Origin of the sequence: Sporosarcina sp. 6E9 (assembly GCF_017921835.1) — a bacterium.
In the GTDB taxonomy this organism is placed as follows: domain Bacteria; phylum Bacillota; class Bacilli; order Bacillales_A; family Planococcaceae; genus Sporosarcina.
The window spans coordinates 1,232,399-1,257,314 of record NZ_JAGEMN010000001.1 but is presented as its reverse complement, the minus strand read 5'-3'; the positions used below and the strand labels follow the sequence as shown (position 1 = coordinate 1,257,314).

The 24,916-nt window shown below is 39.4% G+C and carries 26 protein-coding genes and 1 riboswitch; of the genes, 24 read left to right on the top strand and 2 right to left on the bottom strand.

Annotated features, from left to right (window positions below; translation table 11 throughout):
- The first annotated feature begins 45 nt into the window (after positions 1-45).
- The 10 genes from fur to J4G36_RS06485 all read left to right on the top strand — a co-directional run bounded on the left by fur (position 46) and on the right by J4G36_RS06485 (position 9,184).
- A complete protein-coding gene (fur, locus tag J4G36_RS06530; RefSeq protein ID WP_210469234.1) occupies positions 46-498 on the top strand; it encodes a ferric iron uptake transcriptional regulator in 453 nt (150 codons plus the stop codon).
- A 59-nt stretch (positions 499-557) separates the two neighbouring features.
- Entirely contained in the window at positions 558-1,460 is a 903-nt protein-coding gene (gene xerD, locus J4G36_RS06525) for a site-specific tyrosine recombinase XerD (protein ID WP_210469233.1), read from the top strand.
- A 22-nt stretch (positions 1,461-1,482) separates the two neighbouring features.
- Positions 1,483-2,685: a phosphopentomutase gene (gene deoB, locus J4G36_RS06520; RefSeq protein ID WP_210469232.1), complete on the top strand. Its 1,203-nt coding sequence runs from the start codon at positions 1,483-1,485 to the stop codon at positions 2,683-2,685.
- The gene (locus J4G36_RS06515) at positions 2,682-3,986 is read left to right on the top strand and encodes a pyrimidine-nucleoside phosphorylase (protein ID WP_210469231.1); all 1,305 of its coding nucleotides are present in this window, start codon (positions 2,682-2,684) and stop codon (positions 3,984-3,986) included. The genes deoB and J4G36_RS06515 overlap by 4 nt, the downstream gene beginning before the upstream one ends.
- 224 nt (positions 3,987-4,210) lie before the next feature.
- Entirely contained in the window at positions 4,211-4,564 is a 354-nt protein-coding gene (locus J4G36_RS06510) for an anti-sigma factor antagonist (RefSeq protein ID WP_210469230.1), read from the top strand.
- The gene (gene spoIIAB, locus J4G36_RS06505) at positions 4,554-5,000 is read left to right on the top strand and encodes an anti-sigma F factor (protein WP_210469229.1); all 447 of its coding nucleotides are present in this window, start codon (positions 4,554-4,556) and stop codon (positions 4,998-5,000) included. The genes J4G36_RS06510 and spoIIAB overlap by 11 nt, the downstream gene beginning before the upstream one ends.
- Before the next feature lie 3 nt (positions 5,001-5,003).
- Positions 5,004-5,783: a SigF/SigG family RNA polymerase sporulation sigma factor gene (locus J4G36_RS06500; protein WP_210469228.1), complete on the top strand. Its 780-nt coding sequence runs from the start codon at positions 5,004-5,006 to the stop codon at positions 5,781-5,783.
- A 15-nt stretch (positions 5,784-5,798) separates the two neighbouring features.
- The gene (locus J4G36_RS06495) at positions 5,799-7,247 is read left to right on the top strand and encodes a spore germination protein (protein ID WP_210469227.1); all 1,449 of its coding nucleotides are present in this window, start codon (positions 5,799-5,801) and stop codon (positions 7,245-7,247) included.
- Between the two features lie 70 nt (positions 7,248-7,317).
- Entirely contained in the window at positions 7,318-8,646 is a 1,329-nt protein-coding gene (lysA, locus tag J4G36_RS06490) for a diaminopimelate decarboxylase (RefSeq protein WP_210469226.1), read from the top strand.
- A gap of 175 nt (positions 8,647-8,821) precedes the next feature.
- Positions 8,822-9,184, top strand: a complete 363-nt coding sequence (locus J4G36_RS06485) for a GNAT family N-acetyltransferase (RefSeq protein WP_210470447.1) — start codon at positions 8,822-8,824, stop codon at positions 9,182-9,184.
- 32 nt (positions 9,185-9,216) lie between these two features.
- On the opposite strand, the gene J4G36_RS06480 is transcribed toward J4G36_RS06485, so the two are convergent.
- Positions 9,217-9,729 (bottom strand): DUF309 domain-containing protein, encoded by a 513-nt coding sequence (locus J4G36_RS06480; RefSeq protein WP_210469225.1) that lies wholly within the window; start codon positions 9,727-9,729, stop codon positions 9,217-9,219.
- Between the two features lie 49 nt (positions 9,730-9,778).
- Between J4G36_RS06480 and J4G36_RS06475 the strand changes: the two genes are divergently transcribed.
- The 12 genes from J4G36_RS06475 to J4G36_RS06420 all read left to right on the top strand — a co-directional run bounded on the left by J4G36_RS06475 (position 9,779) and on the right by J4G36_RS06420 (position 21,955).
- Positions 9,779-10,564: a segregation/condensation protein A gene (locus J4G36_RS06475; RefSeq protein WP_210469224.1), complete on the top strand. Its 786-nt coding sequence runs from the start codon at positions 9,779-9,781 to the stop codon at positions 10,562-10,564.
- The gene (scpB, locus tag J4G36_RS06470; protein WP_210469223.1) at positions 10,557-11,168 is read left to right on the top strand and encodes an SMC-Scp complex subunit ScpB; all 612 of its coding nucleotides are present in this window, start codon (positions 10,557-10,559) and stop codon (positions 11,166-11,168) included. The genes J4G36_RS06475 and scpB overlap by 8 nt, the downstream gene beginning before the upstream one ends.
- Positions 11,165-12,163 carry a D-alanyl-D-alanine carboxypeptidase family protein gene (locus tag J4G36_RS06465; protein WP_210469222.1) on the top strand — a complete coding sequence of 333 codons (999 nt, stop codon included), beginning with the start codon at positions 11,165-11,167 and terminating at the stop codon, positions 12,161-12,163. Before scpB ends, J4G36_RS06465 begins: the two co-directional genes overlap by 4 nt.
- 142 nt (positions 12,164-12,305) lie before the next feature.
- Entirely contained in the window at positions 12,306-13,037 is a 732-nt protein-coding gene (locus J4G36_RS06460) for a pseudouridine synthase (RefSeq protein WP_210469221.1), read from the top strand.
- A 100-nt stretch (positions 13,038-13,137) separates the two neighbouring features.
- On the top strand, positions 13,138-13,683 hold the full coding sequence (resA, locus tag J4G36_RS06455; protein ID WP_210469220.1) for a thiol-disulfide oxidoreductase ResA: 546 nt from the start codon (positions 13,138-13,140) through the stop codon (positions 13,681-13,683).
- A gap of 12 nt (positions 13,684-13,695) precedes the next feature.
- On the top strand, positions 13,696-15,345 hold the full coding sequence (resB, locus tag J4G36_RS06450; protein WP_210469219.1) for a cytochrome c biogenesis protein ResB: 1,650 nt from the start codon (positions 13,696-13,698) through the stop codon (positions 15,343-15,345).
- Positions 15,345-16,529 (top strand): c-type cytochrome biogenesis protein CcsB, encoded by a 1,185-nt coding sequence (gene ccsB, locus J4G36_RS06445; protein WP_210469218.1) that lies wholly within the window; start codon positions 15,345-15,347, stop codon positions 16,527-16,529. The genes resB and ccsB overlap by 1 nt, the downstream gene beginning before the upstream one ends.
- A gap of 153 nt (positions 16,530-16,682) precedes the next feature.
- A complete protein-coding gene (locus tag J4G36_RS06440; protein ID WP_210469217.1) occupies positions 16,683-17,396 on the top strand; it encodes a response regulator transcription factor in 714 nt (237 codons plus the stop codon).
- Positions 17,393-19,162, top strand: a complete 1,770-nt coding sequence (locus tag J4G36_RS06435) for an ATP-binding protein (RefSeq protein WP_210469216.1) — start codon at positions 17,393-17,395, stop codon at positions 19,160-19,162. The genes J4G36_RS06440 and J4G36_RS06435 overlap by 4 nt, the downstream gene beginning before the upstream one ends.
- 51 nt (positions 19,163-19,213) lie before the next feature.
- Positions 19,214-19,720, top strand: coding sequence for an RNA polymerase sigma factor SigX (locus J4G36_RS06430; RefSeq protein WP_210469215.1), 507 nt, complete (start codon positions 19,214-19,216; stop codon positions 19,718-19,720).
- 6 nt (positions 19,721-19,726) lie between these two features.
- Positions 19,727-20,962, top strand: coding sequence for a hypothetical protein (locus J4G36_RS06425; protein WP_210469214.1), 1,236 nt, complete (start codon positions 19,727-19,729; stop codon positions 20,960-20,962).
- A gap of 78 nt (positions 20,963-21,040) precedes the next feature.
- A riboswitch (FMN riboswitch) is annotated at positions 21,041-21,174 on the top strand.
- A gap of 196 nt (positions 21,175-21,370) precedes the next feature.
- Positions 21,371-21,955 carry an ECF transporter S component gene (locus J4G36_RS06420; protein ID WP_210469213.1) on the top strand — a complete coding sequence of 195 codons (585 nt, stop codon included), beginning with the start codon at positions 21,371-21,373 and terminating at the stop codon, positions 21,953-21,955.
- A 52-nt stretch (positions 21,956-22,007) separates the two neighbouring features.
- On the opposite strand, the gene J4G36_RS06415 is transcribed toward J4G36_RS06420, so the two are convergent.
- A complete protein-coding gene (locus tag J4G36_RS06415; protein WP_172369422.1) occupies positions 22,008-22,259 on the bottom strand; it encodes a 4Fe-4S domain-containing protein in 252 nt (83 codons plus the stop codon).
- 111 nt (positions 22,260-22,370) lie between these two features.
- Between J4G36_RS06415 and J4G36_RS06410 the strand changes: the two genes are divergently transcribed.
- Complete coding sequence (locus J4G36_RS06410) at positions 22,371-23,432, top strand: YpbB family protein (RefSeq protein WP_210469212.1); 1,062 nt, start codon at positions 22,371-22,373, stop codon at positions 23,430-23,432.
- The gene (locus tag J4G36_RS06405; protein ID WP_210469211.1) at positions 23,408-24,847 is read left to right on the top strand and encodes a RecQ family ATP-dependent DNA helicase; all 1,440 of its coding nucleotides are present in this window, start codon (positions 23,408-23,410) and stop codon (positions 24,845-24,847) included. The genes J4G36_RS06410 and J4G36_RS06405 overlap by 25 nt, the downstream gene beginning before the upstream one ends.
- Positions 24,848-24,916 lie beyond the last annotated feature (69 nt).

Sequence of the window (24,916 nt, the reverse complement as noted above, 5' to 3'; positions counted from 1 at the left end):
TAAACTTCTTTTGATATAATGAAGACAGTTTGAGGGGGGCGTCCTATGGAGAGCCGAATTGATCGGATTAAAAAACAATTACATGGCGCCAGTTACAAGTTGACGCCACAGCGTGAAGCTACAGTCGTGGTCCTCCTTGAGCATGAGGCGGATCATTTAAGTGCAGAAGATGTTTTTTTGCTCGTGAAGAAAAAGTCTCCTGAAATCGGTCTTGCAACTGTGTATCGAACACTTGAATTGCTAACAGATTTAAAGATTGTTGATAAAATCAACTTTGGAGATGGTGTTTCGCGCTATGACTTAAGACAAGAGGGTGCGACACATTTTCATCATCATCTTATTTGCATAGAATGCGGTACCGTTGATGAGATTAAAGAGGATCTTCTTGGAGAAGTTGAGAAAATTGTAGAAAGCCGCTGGGAATTTTCTATTAAAGATCATTGGTTAACTTTTCACGGAATCTGTAAACGTTGTAAAGATAGAGAAGCTGAAAAATGATTATACGAGGACAGCCATATGCTGTCCTCTTTGTCGTTATGGCATGAAGGGGGATTCAAATGGAAAGTACACAATTTGCCCTTGAAGATTATTTACACTTTTTGAAGATTGAGCGACAATTAGCTGTAAACACTATTACTTCTTATCGCAGAGATTTGACAGACTATGTCGAGTTCATAGAAAATACGGAAGTTTATTCTCTCAATGCGGTTACTCGACAAAACATTATCTCCTATTTGCAAGTTATGAATGATGAAGGCAAGTCCTCTAGAACCGTTTCAAGGCATATTTCATCTATCCGTTCGTTCCATCAGTTTTTATTACGAGAAAAGGTAACGTCAAATGATCCAACGGTACACATAGAACTACCCAAAATCGAACAAAAATTACCTCGAGTTTTATCATTAGAGGAAGTGGGACAGTTAATCGATGCACCAGATCAATCGAAACCACAAGGTGTTAGAGACGCCGCGTTACTTGAAGTGTTATATGGAACTGGAATGCGTGTTAGTGAACTAATTAACCTTGACCTAGATCATATTCATTTAACGATGGGTTTTGTACGGGTTTTTGGGAAGGGTGGAAAAGAAAGAATTATTCCATTAGGAAATAAAGCGATTCAAGCTTGCACATGCTATGTGAATGAGGCACGGCCAAAATTTGTTGAAAAAGCAAAGGGCACTCAGGATGCATTGTTTTTAAATATGCGTGGTGGCAGATTGACGCGACAAGGATGTTGGAAGTTGTTAAAGGCTCATGCGCTGAGTGTTAACATTCAAAAGAAAATGACGCCTCATATTTTGAGACATTCCTTTGCTACGCATTTAATCGAAAATGGTGCTGATTTACGAGCGGTTCAGGAAATGCTTGGGCATGCAGATATTTCAACAACACAGATTTATACGCATGTTAGCAGAACGAGATTGAAAGAAGTATATGTACAGTATCATCCGCGAGCGTAAAAATTTAGGAGGAATCCCTAGTATGAAAAAAGAAGAATTTAAACGAATCCATGTAGTGGTACTTGACTCTGTCGGAATTGGAGAAGCGCCGGACGCAAATCTATTCGGAGATGTAGGATCTGATACGCTGGGGCATATTGCCGAGGCGATGAATGGGTTAACTATGCCGAATATGGCCAAGCTTGGACTGTCAAATATCAGAGAGATTGAAGGCGTGCCAGTAGCAAAAGAGCCAGTAGCGATGTACGGGAAAATGCAGGAGGCATCTGTTGGTAAAGATACAATGACAGGGCATTGGGAGATAATGGGGCTGAACATTGATAAACCATTTAAGGTGTATCCCAATGGATTTCCACCTGAACTAATAGGTGAACTTGAAAAACGAGTTGGAAGAAAAGTAATTGGCAATAAGCCAGCTAGCGGCACAGGTATAATTGATGAACTTGGGAAAGAGCATATGGAAACAGGTGCAATTATCGTTTACACATCCGCGGACCCTGTTCTTCAAATTGCTGCTCATGAAGAGATTATACCAATTGAAGAACAATATAAGATATGTGAAATTGCACGCGAACTCACATTATCACCAGAATATTTAGTCGGTCGGGTAATTGCGCGGCCATTTATCGGAGAACCAGGTAATTTCACTCGGACAACGAACAGACATGATTATGCGCTAAAACCTTTTAATCGAACGGTGATGAACGAACTTCAAGATGCGGATTTAGATGTGATTGCGATTGGCAAAATTTCAGATATTTTTAATGGTGAAGGAATTACAGATTCGGTTCGGACAATTAGTAATATGGATGGCGTAGACAAGTTGCTAGAAGTAATGGGACGGGATTTTAATGGCATCAGCTTTACAAATCTGGTCGATTTTGATGCATTATTTGGTCATCGTCGTGATCCAATTGGATATGGGCAAGCACTTCAAGAATTTGACGAGCGGTTAGTGGAAATAATGAATTTATTACGTGAAGATGATTTATTGATCATCACGGCAGATCACGGGAATGATCCTGTTTTTAAAGGTACTGACCATACTCGAGAATACGTCCCATTGCTTATTTATTCACCATCGTTTACTGAAGGTGGTCCAATGCCAATCAATGAAACATTTTCGGATATAGGCGCAACAATCGCAGATAATTTTAACGTGAAGTTGCCTGAGTATGGTAAAAGTTTTCTAACATTACTACAGAAAAAGGTGAATTTACGATGAGAATGGTCGATCTAATTAAGAAGAAGCGAAATGGTGGTTCATTATCGAAAGAGGAGATCATTCACTTTATTAACGGTTATACGAATGACACTATCCCTGACTATCAAGCGAGTGCATTACTAATGGCAATTTATTTTAAGGGTATGACTGAAAAAGAACAAGCCGATTTAACAATGGCCATTGTTGAGTCTGGCGCTCAAATCGATTTATCATCCATTGAGGGCGTAAAAGTCGATAAACACTCGACTGGAGGAGTCGGAGATACGACAACGCTCATTCTTGTCCCGTTGGTGGCTGCTTGCGGCGTTCCTGTTGCGAAGATGAGTGGTAGAGGACTTGGACATACGGGTGGTACTTTGGACAAGTTAGAGGCGATTGAGGGGTTCCATATTGAGTTGACAAGTGACGAGTTTGTCAAGCAAGTAAACGAGTTGAAACTTGCGATAATTGGTCAAAGTAAAAACTTAACACCAGCGGACCAGAAAATATACTCATTACGTGATGTAACAGCAACAGTAGATAGTATTCCGCTAATCGCAAGTTCAATTATGAGTAAAAAAATAGCAGCTGGAGCAGATGCCATTGTTCTAGATGTGAAAACGGGCGACGGGGCATTTATGAAGTCGAAAGAAGAAGCATTGGCGCTAGCGAAATCAATGGTGGCAATCGGAAATCACGTAGGGCGAAAAACGATGGCGATAATATCAGATATGAGCCAGCCGCTTGGAAATGCGATTGGGAATTCTCTCGAAGTCATTGAAGCAATCGAAACGCTAAAAGGTAATGGACCAAAGGATTTGACAGAACTATGTCTGGTTCTAGGAAGTCAAATGCTGGTCGTAGGAGAAAAAGCAGCGACTTTGGAAGAGGGACGCGAAATGCTCGAGCAGGTAATAAAAGACGGTTCGGCACTCGAGTTATTCGGAACGCTCATTGAAGCTCAGGGAGGTAATCGTGCAATCATTCATGATACTACGCTCCTTCCGACAGCCAAGTATAAGATAGAGGTACAGGCTGCACGGTCAGGTTATATTACCAGTATGGGTGCAAATGACATCGGTGTCGCGGCGATGTTGTTAGGTGCTGGACGCGCTGATAAAGATGATGTAATTGATTTGTCCGTGGGTGTCGTCCTGGAAAAGAAAATAGGCGATCCTGTTCAAAAGGGCGACGTACTCGCTATCATTCATGCGAATACTGAAGAAGTTCAGCAATCGGTGACGCTACTCCAAGAGCATATGATCATTGGCGATGAGGCAGTTTTGCCGCCACAACTTATTGGTGAAGTCATTCATGATTAATCGCTAAAGAAATCAAAAGCTATCTTTTTAACCGAGTTAAATCGGTTAAAAGGATAGCTTTTTTTAATTCTATGTGTAAATCAATTCGAAGCGGTCAATACTTATATGGAAAGCAGATTCGTGTCGAAACGTAAGAAGTTTTACCGGTTGATGACTAGTTTTGCTACGTCAAAGGATTCCCCCTAAACAATGTGGAATTAAAGCGCATGAAGGAGGGATTTTCTATGGCGAAAATTGAGATTATTGATAACGGGATTTTAATAGCAACTTTGAGAGGTGAACTAGACAATCATAAGGCAAATCAGATTCGTTCAGACATTTCAGCATCAATCTTTACAGGGCAAGTACGTGCAGTTATTTGGGATTTAGAAGGGCTTGGATTTATGGATAGCGCAGGGATTGGGCTGATACTTGGGAGAATGCGTGATTTATCACCTGTTGGCGGGGAGACTCTTATTCTAAATCCATCCGCTACTATGAACAAAATCTTTGGCTTTTCAGGACTCGGTGAAAATATTAGATATTGTACGATCGAAGAAGCGGTCGGGGAGATTGGAGGGGTTGTACATGAACAATGAGATGACTTTATCTTTTGTTGCGATTGAAGAAAATGAGGCCTTAGCGAGAATGGCAATGACGTGTTTTATTACCCCGCTAGATCCGACAATCGAAGAAATATCAGAATTTAAAACGATTGTTTCGGAAGCGGTAACAAATGCAATACTTCACGGCTACGAAAATGATGGGGTAAGTCTAGTTAAAATTCATGCTAAAATCGATGACCATACAGTATCGATGACTGTCAGTGATGAAGGGGCTGGAATTGATAATTTAGCCCGTGCGATGGAACCGATGTATACCAGTAAACCGCATATGGAACGTTCTGGAATGGGTTTTACAATTATGGAAAGTTTTTCGGATAGCTTGTCCGTCGAATCGGTAATTGGCTCGGGTACAGTGGTCAAATTCGAGAAGAAATTTTCTCCGATTACGGAAACGAGCAGAATGAGGTGACGTATGGACGCATCCGTTGAAAAAAAGCATGCTTTATTGTCCCAGGAGAAGATGAGAGAACTTATAAAAGTTTCGCAGGAAGGTGATAAAGAGGCAAGGAAATTGATGGTCGAAGGAAATACGCGTCTCGTTTGGTCAATCGTTCAACGATTTGCTTCTCGAGGTGCGGATCCGGAAGACTTATTTCAGATTGGCTGTATCGGCCTTATGAAGTCGATTGATAAATTTGACCTTTCTTATGAAGTGAAGTTTTCTACCTATGCAGTCCCGATGATTGTCGGAGAAATTCAACGTTTTTTAAGAGATGACGGTATGGTGAAAGTGAGTCGTTCAATACGCGAACTAAGTTTCAAGATTCGTCATGCAACAGACGACTATGTAAAAAAGACTGGAAGCTACCCGACGCTGGCGGAAATAGCAGAGATATTAGAAGTTAAATTGGATGATGTCATACTAGCTTCAGATGCGCTTAGAGATCCCGCATCACTTCATGAACAATTATATGAAAATGAAGGTGACAGCTTAACTTTAATGGACCAGCTAAGGGATGACCGTTCTGAAAGGGTATTTGACCATATACCTTTACGCGATGTCATTTCAAAATTAAATAAAAGAGATCAAACGATTATTTATATGCGCTATTACTTGGATTGCACACAAAGTGATATTGCTGAAAGAATAGGTATATCGCAGGTTCAAGTGTCAAGACTGGAAAAGAAAATATTAGCCCAATTAAAGTCGTGGATGGGGGCTAATTTAGAAGAAAGTACTGCAACAAAGTGAGGACGGATTAGTGTAATGGAAAAACTCTTCAAATCAATGAAAGAGGGCGAAGACTGGTTTATTAAATGTTTCGGTAAAGATGAAACATTTGATGCAATGGCCCGGTCGATTCATCTTTGGGATATGCCAGCATTACTTCTGTATATTAACGGTCTCGTGGATGGGGATGGTTTATTAACGCTTTTAACAGAAATGCAGGGGAGTAACGGATGGGACGAGTCGAAAGAAGACGATAGCGATCGATTTCTTTCGTTTTTTCCATATCATTCAGTCACAGCTGTAAAAGATCATGATGAACTGTTAACGTCAATCTTAAGCGGACAAGTTGCATTCATTACGCCTAGTGGGTTTGCGTTCTTAATCGACATCAGGTCTTACCCTGGAAGGCAGCCCGAGGAGCCGGATACCGAAAAAGTAATTCGAGGGGCTAGAGACGGTTTCACAGAAAATATCATTACAAACACCGCACTTGTTCGGAGACGCCTTCGTACAGAAGATTTACGATTCGAAATGCATCAAACAACCGTAAACGGTAAAACAGATGTCGCAATTGCGTTTATTCAAGGCGCGGCAAGTGAAGAGCATCTCAATTATATACGGGAACGCCTAGATAAAATCATTCATGATGGGCTTACGATGACCGATAAATCATTGGAAGAATTTCTGTTTAAACAACGATTTCATCCGATGCCATTTGTTCGATTTACCGAACGACCGGATATATGTGCAGCACACTTATTGGAAGGGCATATTGCAATCATGGTCGATACGTCACCATCTGTTATACTCGTTCCGGTTTCCTTATTCCATCACCTTCAACATGCAGAAGAATATAGGCAAGCGCCACTAATTGGTACTTTCGTAAGATTGACTCGCTTTGTGGGCGCTGGTTTGAGCCTGGTTCTTTTGCCGTTTTGGTATTTGGTTGCGACAAAACAACATTATCTCCCAGATTATTTAAGCTATATCGGCCCGAATGATATTGGAGAAATCCCTCTTCTCATTCAACTATTAATGGCGGATATTGGAATTGAAGTGCTTCGTATGGCGGCCATTCATACGCCTACGCCGATGTCTACTGCAATGGGGTTAGTGGCAGCTATCGTCATTGGTCAAGTTGCAATCGACGTCGGGTTATTTACGCCGGAAGTTGTGCTTTATGTAGCTGTAAGTGCAATTTTTACGTTTGCAATTCCTTCGTTTGAATTAAGCATCACAACAAAAGTCTTCAGGATATGCATACTTTTGTCTACAGCAATTTTAGGAGCACCGGGCTTTTTTATGTCAGTGGCAGTATTGTTTTATTATTTATGTTCACTTAGACCGATGGGTGTTCCGTATTTATGGCCGGCAGTTCCTTTCTTTCCGCACGCCATGATGCGAGTCCTTATCAGGTTTCCCATGACTGCCGACGCCCCCCGTCCATATATTACAGATGCCCCTGAACGGGATCGTACAAAATAGAACTTTGCAACTCCTCCACTGTCTATGATAAAATTTAAGATAGTAAATTTTAGAAGGAGGAAAAGCCTCTATGCACCTATATGGAACTCAATCAATTAATGATCGCGGTCATTTAGAGATTGGGGGCGTCGATACAGTCGATCTTGCTAATACACACGGCACGCCTTTAATCGTATATGATATAAAATTATTTAGGGAACGGGCTAGGGCCTTCAAAAAAACATTTCAGGCTGCGGGGATAAATGCACAAGTTGCTTATGCGAGTAAAGCATTTTCTTCAATTGCTATATATGAGGTTGCTAAACAAGAAGGCCTGTCGCTCGATGTTGTTTCCGGTGGAGAGTTATACACTGCTGTTCAAGCAGACTTTCCTAGAGAAAGAATCCACTTTCATGGGAATAATAAAAGTTATAGCGAAATTGAATATGCTTTTGATGAAAAAATTGGTTGCATCGTTGTAGACAATTTTTTGGAAATCTCGATTATTAAAGAGATTGCTGAGTCTAGAAAACAGAAAATGGATGTCCTTATTCGTGTGACACCGGGTATCGAGGCGCACACACATGATTATATTACGACAGGGCAAGAAGATTCGAAGTTTGGTTTTGACTTGAAAAATGGACAAGCTGATGAAGCATTTCGTCAATTGAACAATCATTCATTTATTACAGTTCTAGGAATGCATTGTCATATTGGGTCTCAAATCTTTGAAACGGATGCTTTTCGCTTTGCAGCGGAAGTCTTAATTAATAAAATGGTTTCGTGGCGTGATAATGATGACTTTATATGCCGAGTACTGAATTTAGGCGGAGGGTTCGGGATACGTTATACGGAAAAAGACAATCCGTTGAACCCGTCCGAATATGTTGAAGAAATGGCAAATGTGGTATTATCGATGACGCGTACATTTAATTACCCAATTCCCGAAATATGGATTGAACCAGGAAGATCACTAGTCGGCGATGCTGGGACAACGTTATACACTGTTGGAAGTACTAAAACAATTCCAGGAGTTCGCAAATATGTTGCAGTCGACGGTGGCATGTCAGATAATATTAGACCAGCTTTATACGGGGCGGAATACACGGCTGTCTCCGCAAATCGAATGACTGAACTACATAATGATAAAGTGACAATTGCGGGAAAATGTTGTGAATCTGGCGATAAATTGATTGAAGAGGCCACTATTGCTTTGGCAATAGAAGGAGATATTATTGCAACTTTTTGTACAGGGGCGTACAGTTACTCCATGTCGAGCAATTATAATCGATTACCGAGACCGGCTATTGTATTTGTCGAAAATGGGGAAGAGCAACTGGTTGTGAGACGGGAAACTTATGAGGATATTATAAGACTCGATTTACCTTTACAAAAAGTGAAACGAGGGGGGAAAATATGAGAAGGCGTAACCTGCTTCTTTTCATAGGTATCCTCGTCGTAGCTGTTATTTGGGGAGCAGTATACTGGTTTTTTGTAGTACCTATAATTGATCCCCAATAACAAATAATCATCAAAAAAGCCTTGTCATTTTTATTTGACGGTGTCTTTTTTTAGAAAAGAAGGGATTCACATTGATGCTTATACGATATAAGAAAACCTATGAAAAGATTGCGATGGGCCTACTTTCATATATGCCTGGTGAACATAGTGTGAAAGAATTACAAGAAACAATCCAAATGTATGAAACAGAAGATGATTGGCAGTTATATCTTTGGAAAAAAGGAGAAGACTTTATAGGTCTCCTTGGAATTGAAATTAGCAATGATGCTTATACTTTGCATCATCTATCTGTAAACCCGTCATTTCGAGGCGAGGGGATTGGCAAGGCGATTGTTGAGAGAATACAAGAGCAATTTCCCGATAAGGAATGTTTGAGTACGGATGAGACGAATGATTTCTTAAAAAGATGTATCTCGAAAGAAGGAGGAGCCGACTAAAGTCTGCCCCTCTTTTTTTTAGCGTGTTTGGGCTATATCCTTCTTTGCTTACGCTTTTGTTGTTCAATAAGAATATCCGAGCGATCCCTCAGCATATGTTTATGAATGACGTCATTGCTTCCGTATGGAAGTAAGTCTATTGTTGGTTTTATTTGGCTGATTAGGGATTGGATTTCGGAAGATGTTATTTCAATTGGAAATGATGAAAATGGCCTTTCCATTTCAATTTGTTGATAGGCACACGTACTATTTTTTACTAAACTTTCAATATTAATTCCTTCTGAAAATCCAGGATGCTCTTGGCTAACTTTTTCAAGTCTGGTAATTGCTTTCTTTAAAGACCGGCCGGCGCCAATTGTATTTCCCCTCCGCCAATGATACATTGCGGTTGCTAGTAGAATATATCCGACAAGCGGATGTTCTTTCGTTCTATTGGGTGAATCTTTCCAATACTCCTCAAGAACTTCATGACATTCAAAAAAGTCTTGATTCTCATTGAAATAAACAATAAACTTTACAAACAATGGATTATATAATGGTTTCATAATTTCATTCCTTTTTTTATATTATAAGTTGATAGGCAGGTGAAGCGGTTTGATCTATAAAGTGCGGCTAGATGCTTTTGAAGGGCCGTTGGATTTATTATTACATTTAATCAATCGTTTAGAAATAGATATCTATGATATCCCTATGTCTGAATTGACCGAACAGTACATGGAGCATATCCAAGCGATGCGCGTGCTTCGACTAGACGAACTAAGTGAATATCTCGTTTTGGCTGCGACGCTGATTGAAATAAAGAGCAAAATGTTACTTCCAATCCATGAAGGCGAAGATTTTGGTGATGACATTGATTTCGATATGGAAGAAGATCCGCGTGATGAACTTGTGGCACGATTAATCGAGTACCGAAAGTATAAAGAAGCTGCTACAAGCCTAAAGGAAGCAGCGGAGAATCGATTGGACTTTTTCACGAAATCACCAAGTGATTTTCTCAAAAAATCATCAGGCGATCTTTCGCAGTTTGGTGAAATCGTTTCGGTGGGAGCGGAAGAGAATTTAAATGTATTCGATTTAATTGGCGCATTTCAAAAAATGCTAGATCGAAACCGACTAAGGGCACCTCTCTCTGCTAGTATAACCAAAACAGAGCTATCTGTCGGTGAAAAGATGGATGAAATAATGGGGCGACTGGTTGTTAATGGTGGCCGCTGTGATTTTCATTCACTCTTTGAAGCGGGAGATACTGGTGAACTTGTAGTCACCTTCATGTCAATACTTGAATTAATGTTAAGAGGTGACGTGAACGTCGAGCAAAGTAATAACTTTGCAAATCTAATTGTAACGTACGTGAAAGATGGTGAAGTATCCCATGGATGAAGGGAAATTTTTACAAGGAATGATTGAAAGTTTTTTATTTATAGCTGGTGATGAAGGGTTGACGATTAAGCAACTAACGACAGTCACCGAACAAAGTGAAGTAAATGTTAGGCAAGCACTGGCCAGCTTACTGGAAAATTATGATGGACAAGTTGAAAGAGGCATTACGTTAAAAAAGTATGGTGGTTCGTACAGGCTTGTTACAAAAGCGGAGTTTGCCGACAGTATTAAACGATTACTTGAAAATCCATCACCCCAGTTAATAACAAAGGCATCCCTTGAGGTGTTAGCCATTATCGCTTATAAACAACCCGTGACGCGTGTTGAAATCGATGATCTTCGTGGTGTTAAATCAGAAGGGCCAATACATACACTTATATCAAGGGGGTTAATCATGGAAATGGGCCGCTCGGAAGGTACGGGGCGAGCGATTTTATACGGTACGACAAAATTATTTTTGGATCGATTCGGGTTGGAGTCAATAGAAGGTTTGCCACCTCTAACAGTGGAAGAGGATGAAGATGACGGTAATACTGATTTATTTATGACACAATTTCAAGAAGCATTCAGTGTTGAAAATGATGGAGGAGGAAACACTACTTGAAACGTGCAATTGCAATAATTCTATTTGCAACATTCGTTTTATGTACAGGCGGAAAAGAAGCCAGTGCGCGTGATGCTTGGGTTGTAATTGATGCTGAAACGGGGAGATTGCTTTCTGGTTCGAATGAACATGTTCGTCTGCCTATTGCTAGTTTAACAAAAATATGGACAGCATTTACGGTTTTAGAAAGTGGTGCCCCACTTGGAATGACGACGATTTCACCGGAAGCTGCATCCGCTGAAGGATCGTCCATCTATTTACAACAGGGCGTGACGGCTGACGTTGAAGGACTTTTATATGGGCTAATGCTTCGGTCTGGGAATGACGCGGCTTATGCACTTGCTGAACATGCGGGCGGCTCGCTTGATGGGTTCGTTGACCTTATGAATGAAAATGCAATCGTCTTTGGACTTAACGATACGGTATTCACAAATCCATCTGGGCTACACAATGAAATACACTTATCAACTGCTTATGACACGGCTTTAATGATGTTTCATGCTATGAAAAATGAAAAATTCAAAAAAATTGCGTCAACTCATACTTATAATTATGAGCTAAATAATGAACGGTACAGTTGGGAAAATAAACATCGATTAGTGCGCTCTTCTGATACAGCGATTGCTGGTAAGACAGGTTTTACGAAAGTAGCAGGTCGAACACTAGTCACTTACTTCGAAAAAGACGGAAAAAAGATCATTGTTGTAACATTAAACGATGGGAACGATTGGAATACGCATCGCGAGTTATCAGAAAACGTTTTTTCGAACTATTCGTTAGTGACTGTTGCAAAGAAAGGTAAATATGCAATTCTTCCGGGTATGGAAGGGGAACTTGATAAACCAATTAAACTACTTTTGAAAAAAGGAGAAAAAAATAAAGTTTCACATATTCTCCGTATTCCTCGCGGGGAAAACAAAAATAGTATCGGCCGATGGACCGTCTACTTTGATAATAAGCCTTTGAAAACATCGGAAATACTACTAACTAGATAGAAGTAAAAAGATTTCAATTGAATAATTACGTCGGAAATATGGCGATAGTAGGAAGACTGACTTATTAATAGGTCAGTCTTCTTTTAATTTGGCGTAAAGTATGACATAATTTTTCTCAGTACGTAGGACGGAGTGAAACAATATGGAAAGATTGCAAAAAGTGATGGCCCAAGCGGGAATTGCTTCTAGAAGAAAATCAGAGGAATTAATTGTTAAAGGGAAAGTGAAAGTAAATGGCGTCGTGGTAACTGAGTTAGGAACGCGCGTCTCATCGACCGATCAAGTCGAGGTAGAAGGAATTCAAATCGTTAAAGAAGAAAATGTTTATTATCTTCTCTATAAACCAAGAGGGGTTATTTCAACAGCGAATGATGATAAAGGTAGAAAAACCGTTGTAGATTTCTTCCCGCATATTGAAGAACGCATATTCCCGGTAGGGCGACTCGATTATGATACTTCGGGTGTAATCATCCTAACAAACGATGGGGATTTTTCTTATTTAATGACACATCCGAAATTCGAGATAAAGAAAACGTATATCGCGAAAGTAAAAGGAATCCCTTCTAGGGACAATTTACGCAAACTCGAACGCGGAATTGAACTTGAAGACGGAATGACGGCACCGGCAAATGTGAAAATGCAATCAATGGATAAGAAAGCGCAAACTGCAATTGTTGAAATAACGATTCATGAAGGCAGGAATCGGCAAGTTCGTCGCATGTTTGATGCAATCGGTTGTCCAGTCGATAGTTTGAAACGTGAAGAATTTGCAATTTTATCTACTCGAGGATTGAATGCTGGAGAAGCCAGAGAATTAACGTTACATGAAGTGAAGCAATTACGCGTACTTGCTGAAACAGGAAAAATTGGATAAACGCATCTTTTCTGTTCACAGTTAATTCATTAATAGGAAAAGAATGCAGTCGATCATTTGTTATACTGTTATAAGATTATTGGAGTATGGGGGTTAGAAAATGTCCAAAAATAAACGCCTAGCTGCAAATCGAAAAAAGCGGCTTATCATTCGGACAATCGTTCTTTTAGTCCTAGCAGTTGCAATTGTATTCGCAATTGTAACACGTGATAAAGTAAAAGTATTAGCTGTCGGAGATGTAGCACCTGATTTTGAACTTGTTGATCTAGAAGGGAATAAACATCGCCTATCTGATTATAAGGGAGAGGGAGTATTTCTTAACTTCTGGGGTTCCTGGTGCGGCCCGTGTAAAACAGAAATGCCTTATATGGAAAATCAGTATAAAGAGTTTGACGGCAAAGGTGTTCACATATTGGCAATCAATATAAAAGACACCCGTTTAAAGGCGGAAACATTCAGAGACCAATTTGGATTGACGTTTCCCATCGCCAGGGATCCAGACGAGAGTGTAAGGCGTGCATACAATGTCATGCCGCTTCCAACAACAATCCTAATTAATAAAGACGGGATTATTAAAGATATAATAACGAGGGGAATGTCGGAAGATGAGATTCGCTCATTAATGGAGAGCATTCAACCCGAATAAGGAGTCTATAAAATGAGCAAAATCAAATGCCAGTGCGGTCATGAAAATCCTTTTGGCACAGTGCTTTGTGAGCGATGTGGAAGACCGCAGACTGAAGAGGCTATCAATAGTGAAACTGTGGACATGCGTTATGAAGGTTCTGCTCGCAGATCCCAGACGTATAAAAGATCAATCATTGATAAAATATGGAACTTTTTTTCAAGCGTAAAAATTGGTATTAGTATAATTATCGCAGTCCTTGTAACCTCGGCGATAGGTACGATATTTCCGCAAAAATTATACGTTCCTGTTAGCGACGCTGAATTAGGAGAATATTATGAGCGATTGTACGGCTTTTTTGGGCTCGTCTATTACAAGCTCGGTTTTCATGATATGTATAATAGTTGGTGGTTTATCACGCTAATTGGAATGCTTGGAACTTCTATTATCATTGCAAGTGTTGATAGAGTTATTCCACTTTATAAATCACTGAAAAAACAACGGACGAAGCGCCATCCATCCTTTATGAAACGTCAACGAATCTATGGTATCGGACCGGTTAAGGACGCGGATGAATCTCTGAACAAGGCAGCAGAGAAACTAAAGGATCTTCGTTATAATGTTAAAATAGAAGACGGGGCGATTCTGGCTGAAAAAAACCGTTTTTCAAGATGGGGACCTTATGTTAATCATACTGGACTAATAATTTTCTTAAGCGCAATTTTACTTCGTGGAATTCCCGGGTTTTATGTCGATGAAACGTTGTGGATTCGGGAAGGCGAGACGTTGGAAATACCGGGTGCACCCGGCTATTATATCGAAAATAATGGTTTTACAATGGAAAACTATTCAATAGAGGAAGACGATGAAGTATTTAACACAGCACTTGAACGTGTTGGCATGATAGCTAAAAATTATCAGACCGACGTTACGCTATATAAAAATGCTGACGATGCACTTCCGGGACAAACCGAGAATATAGAATTAGTTAAAGAAGAATCAATCATCGTTAACCACCCATTAACATTCGATGGTTACAGCGTTTTTCAGATGGATTTTCGTCTAGACGAATTAAAGTCGATGACATTTCAACTGACTGAAAAAGCCACGGAAGAATCGCTTGGTGAATTTAAAATTGATCTTATAAATCCTGAGGATAAATACGAACTTGGAAATGGTGCAATTATCGAAATCAAGGAATATTATCCGGATTATGATGGTATCAAGGACGGGGAACCGTATTCGAAATCCCCAATTCCAAATAATCCTGCTTTTATATTTAAGATGATAACGCCAGAAAAACCAGAAGGTGAAATGAGTTTCGTGGCAATTCGACAAACGCTTGAAACTGAAGAAAATGATTATAAGGCAAATTTCTTAAGTGCTGAAACACGGGATATATCTGGTTTGACAATTCGTAAGGACCGCACACTGTATATGTTATTATTCGGTGGAATTGTATTCATGATAGGGGTCTCGCAAGGATCTTACTGGAATCATAGGCGGATTTGGGTTCAAAAAGGAGAAAGAAATGAAATACTCCTTGCCAGCCATACAAATAAAAACTGGTTCGCATTAAGAAAAGAGATTGAGCAAGTACAAGAATACGCGGACTTGCCGCAATATGAAGACCGTGAAGATACCGAGTCCAAATTGGACGACGAGGAAGGGGACTTTAACTAATGGATTTTGCATCATTGAGCTCAAACTTACTTCTAGTCTCATTTATCGCCTATTTAGTTGCAACGCTCTTTTTCGGCGGAGCTGTAAAAGGCGCAAAATCAGAAAAAGCATATAAAAATAGCAAATGGGGAACTATCGGAATTACCATAACAATTATTGGATTTCTAACTCACCTTGGTTACTTCATAACCAGGTGGATTGCTTCCGGGCACGCGCCAGTCAGTAATATGTTTGAATTTGTGACTGCTTTTGGAATGATGATTGTTGGAGCTTTCATATTGCTGTTTTACATGTATAGAACACCATCTCTCGGTTTGTTTGCATTGCCGATTGCTGTTGTTATTATTGGATACGCCAGTATGTTCCCAACAGAAATAACACCGCTTATCCCGGCACTTAAAAGTTATTGGTTAACAGTGCATGTTATCACAGTAGTTATTGGCGAAGCGATTCTCGCAATTAGTGCGGTCGCAGGACTTGTTTTACTGTTGAAAGTGACAGACTTGACGAAGAAGTCCAAACAGCGTTTTTGGTTGGAATCTGTTATATTCACGATAGTATTGGTAGTCGGTTTCATTCTTTCATCTACAGTGTTTTCAGTTATGGGGAATGAGGCTGAATTTACGTACGTTGATAAAAATGGAGCGCCAGCTAAAATTGAATATATTTATCCACCGTTATTCGGTATGAATGAATATGAAGCACTCACACCCGATGCAATGACGCCACTATTTGAAATGCCGGCAATCGTCAACGCGAAAACATTGACTACTTTTGTTTGGTCATTGGCAACAGGAATTGTACTATATCTGCTGTTGCGACTTATTATTCGGCGCCCGATTGCAACATTGTTCCAGCCATTCGCCAAAAAAGCAAATACGCGTTTAATGGACGAGATTGGCTATCGAGCTGTATTAATAGGATTCCCCGTATTTACACTTGGTGCCTTGGTATTTGCGATGATTTGGGCGCATGAGGCATGGTCTAGATTTTGGGGATGGGATCCTAAAGAAGTGTGGGCGCTTATTACTTGGCTCTTTTATGCAGCATTTCTTCATTTGCGTTTATCGCGCGGATGGGAAGGCGAAAAGTCTGCTTGGCTTGCAGTGATCGGGTTTATTATCATTATGTTTAACTTAATTGCTGTAAACTTAATCCTTGCAGGATTGCATTCCTACGCATAAAAAAATATAAAGACTGCATGGATCATTGAAACTCCATGCAGTCTTTTTGCATTCATAAACAGTTGCCAGGGCTGTCTGGGCAACATTCGCTTTTGTTTTTTTAATATTACTGATACACTTATTTGAGTAGGACGTTGAGAGGGGTAAATATCCATGGATGAAAATATTTCGATATTAGTGGTCGATGATGAGGATCGAATCCGTCGACTCTTGAACATGTATTTAACGCGTGAAGGATACACTGTCGATGAGGCAGTTGACGGAGCCGAGGCTCTTGAAAAAATCGCGGAAAATGATTATGCATGTATTTTGTTAGATCATATGATGCCAGAAAAAGATGGTCTTGAGGTATTAAAAGAATTGCGCGAACAAAAGAACATGACGCCGATTATGATGCTAACGGCAAAGGGCGAAGAATCCGACCGCGTAACTGGCTTTGAAACTGGAGCGGATGATTATATAGTAAAGCCCTTCAGCCCGCGAGAGGTAATTCTCCGCGTAAAAGCGATACTTAGAAGGTCTACTACGATTCAAGGTGCGACAGCAACGACATCGAAAGATCTTGTTGTTTTTCCACAATTAACAATTGATAATGATGCACATCGTGTTACTGCGGAAGGTCAGGAAGTGAATTTAACGCCGAAAGAGTATGAGTTATTATACTTCTTGGCCAAATCTCCGGATAAAGTATTCGATCGAGAGCAGCTTCTAAAAGAAGTATGGCATTATGAATTCTTTGGTGATTTGCGGACCGTTGATACACATGTGAAAAGGCTCCGTGAAAAACTTAGTCGCGTCTCTGAAAGTGCTGCAAAAATGATTGTCACTGTATGGGGTGTCGGTTATAAATTTGAGGCAATCGAATGAATCGAATATGGAATTCAATAGTCGGGAAGCTATGGGCAACCATATTGCTTCTCGTTACTTTTATTTTGTTTATTGTTACTGCATTGCTGTTAGAGTTTTTAGGGAACTTTCATAAGGAACAAGCAGAAGATTCACTGGTCAGGGAAGCAACGATGATTGAGAAAATTGTGATGGATCACGATGATCGTCCATTAATACCACTACTTATACACGACATTTTAGATGAAGAAACAAATGCAATTATAACGGATACTAGTGGAACGATCATACATTCTTTTCATAATGGTTTAAACAAAGAGAGAATCGAAAATAAGATTCTTTCTAATTCTTCGTTGACAACTAATTCCCAATCAACCAAACAAGTATTAAAAGAAATGATGCTACCTTCCGTTAAAGAAGAGGGGGCCATTGAGCAATACATTGTGTTAGAAACCTCATATACGACACAATCTGGTGTTCGCGGAACTGTCTTTATTTATCAGAGTCTTGACGCCATAAAGGCAACAATGAAAAGAACGACCAATATTGTTTTTCTTTCAGCTTTTATTGCTTTTATCTTAACGACTATTTTCGCCTTCTTTTTATCGACTAAAATTACTTCCCCACTTCGAAAAATGCGACAAGCAGCATTGGAATTATCTAAGGGCAATTTTGATACACGTCTACCATCTCTCCAAAGTGATGAAATCGGACAGCTAGCAACCGCGTTCAATCAGATGGGCCGACAACTAAAATATCATGTGGAGTTAATCAGTCAGGAAAAAGAACAATTATCAAGTATCTTAACGTCGATGGCTGATGCGGTAATTACATTTAATCGTGACGGTACAATCTTATTAAGCAATCCGCAAGCAGAAAAGTTATTGCAAAAATGGTTTTTCGCCAACGATGCTAAAAATGAATCAGTACCACCAGAACTTTTGCATATGCTAGAGCACTCAATTACGTTTTCAGAAGAAGTAGAGGATGAATTAGAACTTAACAATCAATTTTACATGATATCCATAAGTCCATTGTATAGCGGAGAAGACATTCGAGGTGCTGTCGCAGTTCTACGCGATATGACTGCGCAACATCAGCTAGATAAGCTACGTTCGGACTTTATAGCCAATGTATCCCATGAGCTGCGAACTCCGATATCTATGTTGCAAGGGTATAGTGAAGCGATATTGGATGGCGTGACGAGGGATGACGAGGAACGGGATGAAATGATACAAATTATCCACGAAGAGTCTCTTCGAATGGGCCGGCTCGTTACAGATTTACTTGATCTAGCGAGAATGGAATCGGGTCATATGACTTTATATAAATATGAGGTTTCCGTTATTCCTTTTATTACTCGTATTGCAAATAAATTTACACAAGTTGCACGTGAGTCACATGTGGATTTACAACTCAATTTTTCTAAAAAAGAGATTTTGGCTGAATTAGATGCGGATCGAATCGAACAAGTTGTAACCAATCTTATAGATAATGCAATCAGACATACGCCAGATAAAGGATGTGTGACTGTCCTGGTCGAAGAATTTGGCGGCATGTGCAAAATCACTGTTTCTGATACTGGTCACGGAATTTCAGAAGAAGACTTACCTTTCATATTCGAACGATTCTATAAAGTCGATAAAGCAAGAACCCGTGGGAAAGGTGGTACGGGGCTTGGTTTAGCGATTGCAAAAAACATCATTGATTCGCATGGTGGGGTAATTACGGCTTCTAGGGGAGAAGAAAAAGGAACTGTAATGACAGTTACATTGCCCTTAGAATAAGTGTAACTATTTGTGTAGTTAAACGACTAATAAGATGAACGGGGGGATTTCATGGACGACTCCGTTTTTAACCGGTTATATGAACAGTACCATAACGATGTGTTTCGGTTTCTTATTTATTTGATACGAGACCGCGATCAGGCCGAGGATTTGATGCATGAGGTCTACGTTAGAGTTCTGCGTGCCTATTCCGGTTTCGAGGGGAAAAGTTCTGAAAAAACGTGGCTCTTTTCAATTGCTAAGAATGTTGCGATTGACCACTATAGAAAAAATTCAGTTCGTAGAAAACATTCATTTGACAAATTCGATTGGGAAAAAAGTGAATTGGTTTCAACAGATATACTTCCAGATAATCTGGTGGTGTTAAACGAGGAAATGAAAGAACTTTTGAATGTTCTAGATACATGTACGGGTGACCAAAAGATGGTCATTCATATGAGATTTATACATGATCTCTCGATTGCAGATACAGCTGAAATATTAGGTTGGACCGAGGGGAAAGTAAAAACTACACAACATAGGGCTATAAATGCGGTGCGTAAAAAATTAAGTAGGTGATAATAAGTGACGAATATGTGGGGCGATGAGAAAATACAAAAACTTCTTAATGATTTGCCGGATATCCAAGATACCCGTTCCAAAGAAGATGTATTGTCGCGTCTTAAGCAAGATAGCCGTATGCAGAATCGGCCTAAGCAAAAAACGAATAGGAAGATTAGGCGAAACCTTATACCAGCCTTTGTAGCTGCCGCGGTCCTTCTAGTGTTGACGTTGTGGATACCCTCCATGCTAAAGAATAATCATTCAAATGATGAGGCTAGTAAAATGATTAGCAAAGAGGATAGTAACAATATGTCGGTTTTCAGTGATGATGATTCATCAATTGATGGGGAATCGGAAGAAATGGCCGAAAGCGAAATGGATCAGGAAATTATAATGAGTAATAGGATTGAAAATAGATCATCTAATCCTGCGGTTTATCCAGATGATACAGCAGGATATACGGTGTTTCATCTTGGTCTTGCAAGTGAAGCAGCCGCTAGCATTCCTGTTACTTTTTTAATTCCAAACAGCCAAATTAAAGAAGATTTCGGTAACGTAGAACCGAGCAGTTTAGATATGTATTTGAAATATGCTGGACAAATCGAAGAGGAAGCCCTTGGTTTTTATGATTATCATCCTTATAAAGGCACATTTTCGGTTGATGGAGATGTCCTCGTTCAAACTTTACCTCCAGGGCATGGATATGACATTGCTCCAGGAACAGTTTCAACTTATTTAGGGACTTTACAGGATACATTTTACGGTTTTAATGAAATAAGATTTGAAAATGAAGATGGAACACCCGTCGAGTTTGATCAAGTCGGCGAAACAAGTAAGCCGATGAAATTGAATAGCGGTGTAAACCATTATAATTATTATTCGTTCAAACAGTCCGATGGGCAAGAATTTTTATCTCCGAACTTTTCTGATAGCTATGAAAATCTTGAAAGAGCTCTTCTAGAAATGAAAGTAGATCCGAATGATATTTATGCATCAATCATTCCGCCAAACGTAAATTTTGAAGTCATAGAAAATAAAGAAGTAACTATAGTGAAATTTCTAGAAACTTTGGATCTATTATCTATGACGGAAATAGAAGCGAATCAGTTAATCGATGGCATAGTATTAACCGCCGCAAGCTTCGATCGACAAATTCAGTTTGAAAATATTTTACAGGCAGAATGGAATGGATTTAACCTAAACGAGCCATTACCAATTCCAGTTGGACCTAATGTAATGCCACTTCTAGTAAAGTAAATAAGGACTTGTAAACAATTGAGTTTACAAGTCCTTATTTTTTATGTATGATTAATATGTAACAACAATAAAATATTGATTCATCTTCGGGGCAGGGTGTAATTCCCGACCGGCGGTAATGGAATTCTTAGAGTTCCGAGCCCGCGAGCTGAAAAGCTGATTCTGGTGTGATTCCAGAGCCGACAGTATAGTCTGGATGGGAGAAGGTGAAGGTACGGCCGTCTTTTTTGTGGAATTTACAAAAGAGGTGCCTATTTAATGATGGGAAATAAAGTTATTCCTATCAGTTTATTAAATGTGCCTTATACAACTCCCTAGAGCTTATTTGCTATAGGGAGTTTTTCATTAAAAAATGGCGAACCGTCCTTTCCTCTTTTGAAGAGAATCGAACAAGGAGAGAGGAAACAAATGAATAGTAATAAGTTACGTAGAATGGTTATTATCGCAATGCTTGGAAGTGTGGCAACAGTTTTAATGCAATTCAATTTTCCATTGCCAGCAATACCGCCTTTTTTAAAGGTTGACTTTGGCGAAATCCCTGCAGTTCTTGCAGTCATGACACTAGGTCCGGTTGCTGGAATTACCGTGGAACTTATTAAGAACTTGTTACATTGGTTCTTAAGCGGAAGTCCTACAGGTGTTCCGGTTGGTGAAATTGCGAACTTTACAACAGGTATATTATTCATCTTACCGATTTACTATATTTTCAATAAGTTCCGTACCGCAAAAGGTTTAATAGCGGGGTTAATCGCTGGAACAGTATCAATGGCTGTCGGGATGACATTGTTAAATTACGCTGTATTTTTGCCTATGTACACATACTTTTTAAATATGCCGCCTGTTACAGGTGATGCACTTCACGTTATGCTTTTTTACGGAATTTTACCGTTTAATCTGATTAAAGGCGCAATTTTAATGGCACTAACTATCCTGTTATTTGCCAGGATGAAAACGTGGATTGAAAAACAACGTACTAAGTTAATGCCAGAATGATTTTCATATAAAAAAAGTGCTAAAGCTAGAAAAATCTAGCTTTAGCACTTTTTTAGTCTTCATATTTTAATGCGTCCCCATCAAAAGGAGCATCTGCTACTTTAATTGAATCTGTTGGACATCCTTCAAAGCCGTCTTCCATATCTTCCAGCAGTTCTTCTGGAACTTCAACGGTTCCCGTGTTATCATCGAGGATAACAAATGCGATTCCGTCATCGTCATAGTCGTATATATCGGGTGCTGCTGCCCCACAAGCCCCGCATGCTATGCATGTATCTTGATCGACGATTGTATATTTAGGCATGGTTACTCTCCTCTTTTCTCCGTTCAAACAAATTAAGTACATTCTCTATTCTAATGATATTGATATTTTTTTTCAACATAATACTATTAATTGGAGGGAGGAAGTTTTATATTGGATCTCTCATTTTTACTGTTAACGATTATTAGTCGTCTAGATGGAGAACGGTCAATTTATGCAGGTCTTCATCTATTGCGCGGAAAGCGCTCAGGACAAACCCTACAAGACGTTGAGTATTATAGTTTAAAAGGATTCTTTTGCATATTGCCGAAGTTGCAAACAGAAGTCTTTGACGAAGCAGTGGACGAATTGAACCAAGCCGGGTATATTTCGATTAAAGAGGAGGTCGTTCACCTCACAGATAAGGGGAAAGAAGTGCTTCATACTTTGCCGCAATATCAATTTAATGGATGGGATTATAGAGGCAGAGAACATGTTTTTTTCTCAAGGCTCTCTTTAATCGTTCAAACTTTGTCCCATTTCAGGGCAGGTGTTAAATCATTTATGCCTATGCAAAATGATTACGAAATACAATTATTTGTAAAAGAATTTTTGCTTAAACAAGGACGTCTTGATCAAGCCTTTTCCACTCAATTATTTCAACAACTCCAACAGTCAATCGAACAAAGTGGTATGTCTGATGAGCAAAAAGTAATTTTAGTTCATCGTCTGGGTGGTTATCATAAAGCGGGGTGGACATGGAAGCAGTTATCTGATGAAATGACTATAAAGCCATTTACACTTACTTTGTATTATATTGAAAGTTTACATATGTTACTTGAAACGATTAGCCAATCTTCACAATATCCGATTTTGACAGAGACCATAAAGGATATTAAAGTTTTGACTTACTTGACCGAATCTACTAGTAAAACAAAAGAATTATTTGAACGAGGCATGTCGATGCAAGAGATTTCACGATTACGACATTTGAAAATGAGTACAATTGAGGATCATTTCGTCGAAATCTCTAATAATGATCAATCTTTTCCGATGGAAGAGTTCGTCTCTTCTATTGATGTTGATGCTGTGGTAGCTAAATCTAAAGAACTGGGTACTAAAAGATTACGTTTATTAAAGGCGGAATTCCCGACACTTACTTATTTTCAACTACGGCTCATCTTAGGTGCAGGGTCAAAGGAGGGGGCAGAATGGAAATCAAATCAATCTTGTTGAATAAGTTCGGCTTCAAACAATTTAGACCAGGACAAGAGGAAGTTATAAGAGATGTTGTTTCAAACCAAGATACAATTGCTATTTTGCCTACAGGTAGTGGAAAGTCATTGTGTTATCAACTACCTGCCTATACAAAAAGTGGTACGGTTTTAATCGTCTCTCCTTTGGTCGCCTTAATGGAAGATCAAGTGGCGATTATGAAGAAAAATGGAGAAAAACGTGTAGTCGCTCTGAACTCTTTTCTCGCCTATAAAGATCGACAACGAATAATGACTGAATTGGCGTTGTATAAATTCATCTTCGTTTCACCAGAAATGTTAATGCAGAATAATGTTGCTGAGCAATTAAAGAAAATCTCAATAGCATTTATCGTCGTGGATGAAGCGCACTGTATTTCGCAATGGGGCTTTGATTTTAGGCCGGACTACTTGCGAATCGGGGAATTCTTGCAACAACTTAATCGACCGAATATATTGGCTTTAACTGCAACCGCCGACAACCAAGTTTTACAAGATATCGTGCACTATTTATGTCTTGAAAATCCCACCATTCATAAACAATCTTTGGATCGTAAGAACATATCATATTCGATAATACAAATGAAATCAGAAAATGAAAAGACTGATTGGATTCTTGAACGAACCCAAAAGACCATAGGACCAGGAATTATTTATGTCGCTTCAAGAAGGCGCGCGGATGATTTGGCCCTTCACTTAAAAGAACATGGACTATCAATTTCGTCTTACCATGCAGGAATGGAACAAGAGGATCGCGCATTTATCCAAGAGCAATTTATTACTGGGGAAATTGATTGGATATGTGCGACGACGGCTTTTGGCATGGGTATACATAAAAATGATATTCGGCAAGTTATCCATGAAAATATGCCGTCTACGATTGCAGGATATATGCAAGAAGTTGGTCGTGCTGGTAGAGATGGCCATCTATCTACGGCGACTTTGCTATTTACGTTGGAAGATATCGGAAAAACCCGTTTTATCGTACAAAATGATTTACCGACCGAGTCCGAAGTTCGTCGTTATTCCAATCTGATAAAAGATGGCACTTCAAAAAATGACGCGGCTGAGTTATCGGGAATCAGTGACACTGGAACAAGGATAATCGATTATTATCTTGAAAGGATGCCACTTGATGCAGCAATTTTGAAAATTAGAAACCAAAGAATCGAGAAGGAAAAACAGCTTCAAAATATTATACAAATCATTAATGGAGAAAATTGTATTCGAAAATCACTTTTGGAGTTTTATGGTGAAACTTTAAGTGTTCCGCCAACGTCTTGTTGTTCAGTATGCGGTATAGGTACAGATGATTGGCTTTTCGACAATAATCGAGGAAATTCGACCAGGCAATTAGTCAATTGGGCAGATAGATTAGCAGACCTTCTTGACAGATAGATAGTTCATCCATTTACTTTTGTCGAAAATTTCGTCATAATGTAAAGAGAGCTAGATTGTGATAGGAGA

What these genes read in the sequence shown, in the direction of transcription:
- J4G36_RS06510 (WP_210469230.1), top strand. Translation starts at nt 4,211, where the DNA reads ATGGCGAAAATTGAGATTATTGATAACGGGATTTTAATAGCAACTTTG.
- J4G36_RS06515 (WP_210469231.1), top strand. Translation starts at nt 2,682, where the DNA reads ATGAGAATGGTCGATCTAATTAAGAAGAAGCGAAATGGTGGTTCATTA.
- J4G36_RS06495 (WP_210469227.1), top strand. Translation starts at nt 5,799, where the DNA reads ATGGAAAAACTCTTCAAATCAATGAAAGAGGGCGAAGACTGGTTTATT.
- J4G36_RS06500 (WP_210469228.1), top strand. Translation starts at nt 5,004, where the DNA reads ATGGACGCATCCGTTGAAAAAAAGCATGCTTTATTGTCCCAGGAGAAG.
- resA (WP_210469220.1), top strand. Translation starts at nt 13,138, where the DNA reads ATGTCCAAAAATAAACGCCTAGCTGCAAATCGAAAAAAGCGGCTTATC.
- xerD (WP_210469233.1), top strand. Translation starts at nt 558, where the DNA reads ATGGAAAGTACACAATTTGCCCTTGAAGATTATTTACACTTTTTGAAG.
- deoB (WP_210469232.1), top strand. Translation starts at nt 1,483, where the DNA reads ATGAAAAAAGAAGAATTTAAACGAATCCATGTAGTGGTACTTGACTCT.
- lysA (WP_210469226.1), top strand. Translation starts at nt 7,318, where the DNA reads ATGCACCTATATGGAACTCAATCAATTAATGATCGCGGTCATTTAGAG.
- J4G36_RS06440 (WP_210469217.1), top strand. Translation starts at nt 16,683, where the DNA reads ATGGATGAAAATATTTCGATATTAGTGGTCGATGATGAGGATCGAATC.
- ccsB (WP_210469218.1), top strand. Translation starts at nt 15,345, where the DNA reads ATGGATTTTGCATCATTGAGCTCAAACTTACTTCTAGTCTCATTTATC.
- J4G36_RS06420 (WP_210469213.1), top strand. Translation starts at nt 21,371, where the DNA reads ATGAATAGTAATAAGTTACGTAGAATGGTTATTATCGCAATGCTTGGA.
- fur (WP_210469234.1), top strand. Translation starts at nt 46, where the DNA reads ATGGAGAGCCGAATTGATCGGATTAAAAAACAATTACATGGCGCCAGT.
- J4G36_RS06415 (WP_172369422.1), bottom strand. Translation starts at nt 22,259, where the DNA reads ATGCCTAAATATACAATCGTCGATCAAGATACATGCATAGCATGCGGG.
- J4G36_RS06435 (WP_210469216.1), top strand. Translation starts at nt 17,393, where the DNA reads ATGAATCGAATATGGAATTCAATAGTCGGGAAGCTATGGGCAACCATA.
- spoIIAB (WP_210469229.1), top strand. Translation starts at nt 4,554, where the DNA reads ATGAACAATGAGATGACTTTATCTTTTGTTGCGATTGAAGAAAATGAG.
- resB (WP_210469219.1), top strand. Translation starts at nt 13,696, where the DNA reads ATGAGCAAAATCAAATGCCAGTGCGGTCATGAAAATCCTTTTGGCACA.
- J4G36_RS06460 (WP_210469221.1), top strand. Translation starts at nt 12,306, where the DNA reads ATGGAAAGATTGCAAAAAGTGATGGCCCAAGCGGGAATTGCTTCTAGA.
- J4G36_RS06485 (WP_210470447.1), top strand. Translation starts at nt 8,822, where the DNA reads ATGCTTATACGATATAAGAAAACCTATGAAAAGATTGCGATGGGCCTA.
- J4G36_RS06405 (WP_210469211.1), top strand. Translation starts at nt 23,408, where the DNA reads ATGGAAATCAAATCAATCTTGTTGAATAAGTTCGGCTTCAAACAATTT.
- J4G36_RS06430 (WP_210469215.1), top strand. Translation starts at nt 19,214, where the DNA reads ATGGACGACTCCGTTTTTAACCGGTTATATGAACAGTACCATAACGAT.
- scpB (WP_210469223.1), top strand. Translation starts at nt 10,557, where the DNA reads ATGGATGAAGGGAAATTTTTACAAGGAATGATTGAAAGTTTTTTATTT.
- J4G36_RS06480 (WP_210469225.1), bottom strand. Translation starts at nt 9,729, where the DNA reads ATGAAACCATTATATAATCCATTGTTTGTAAAGTTTATTGTTTATTTC.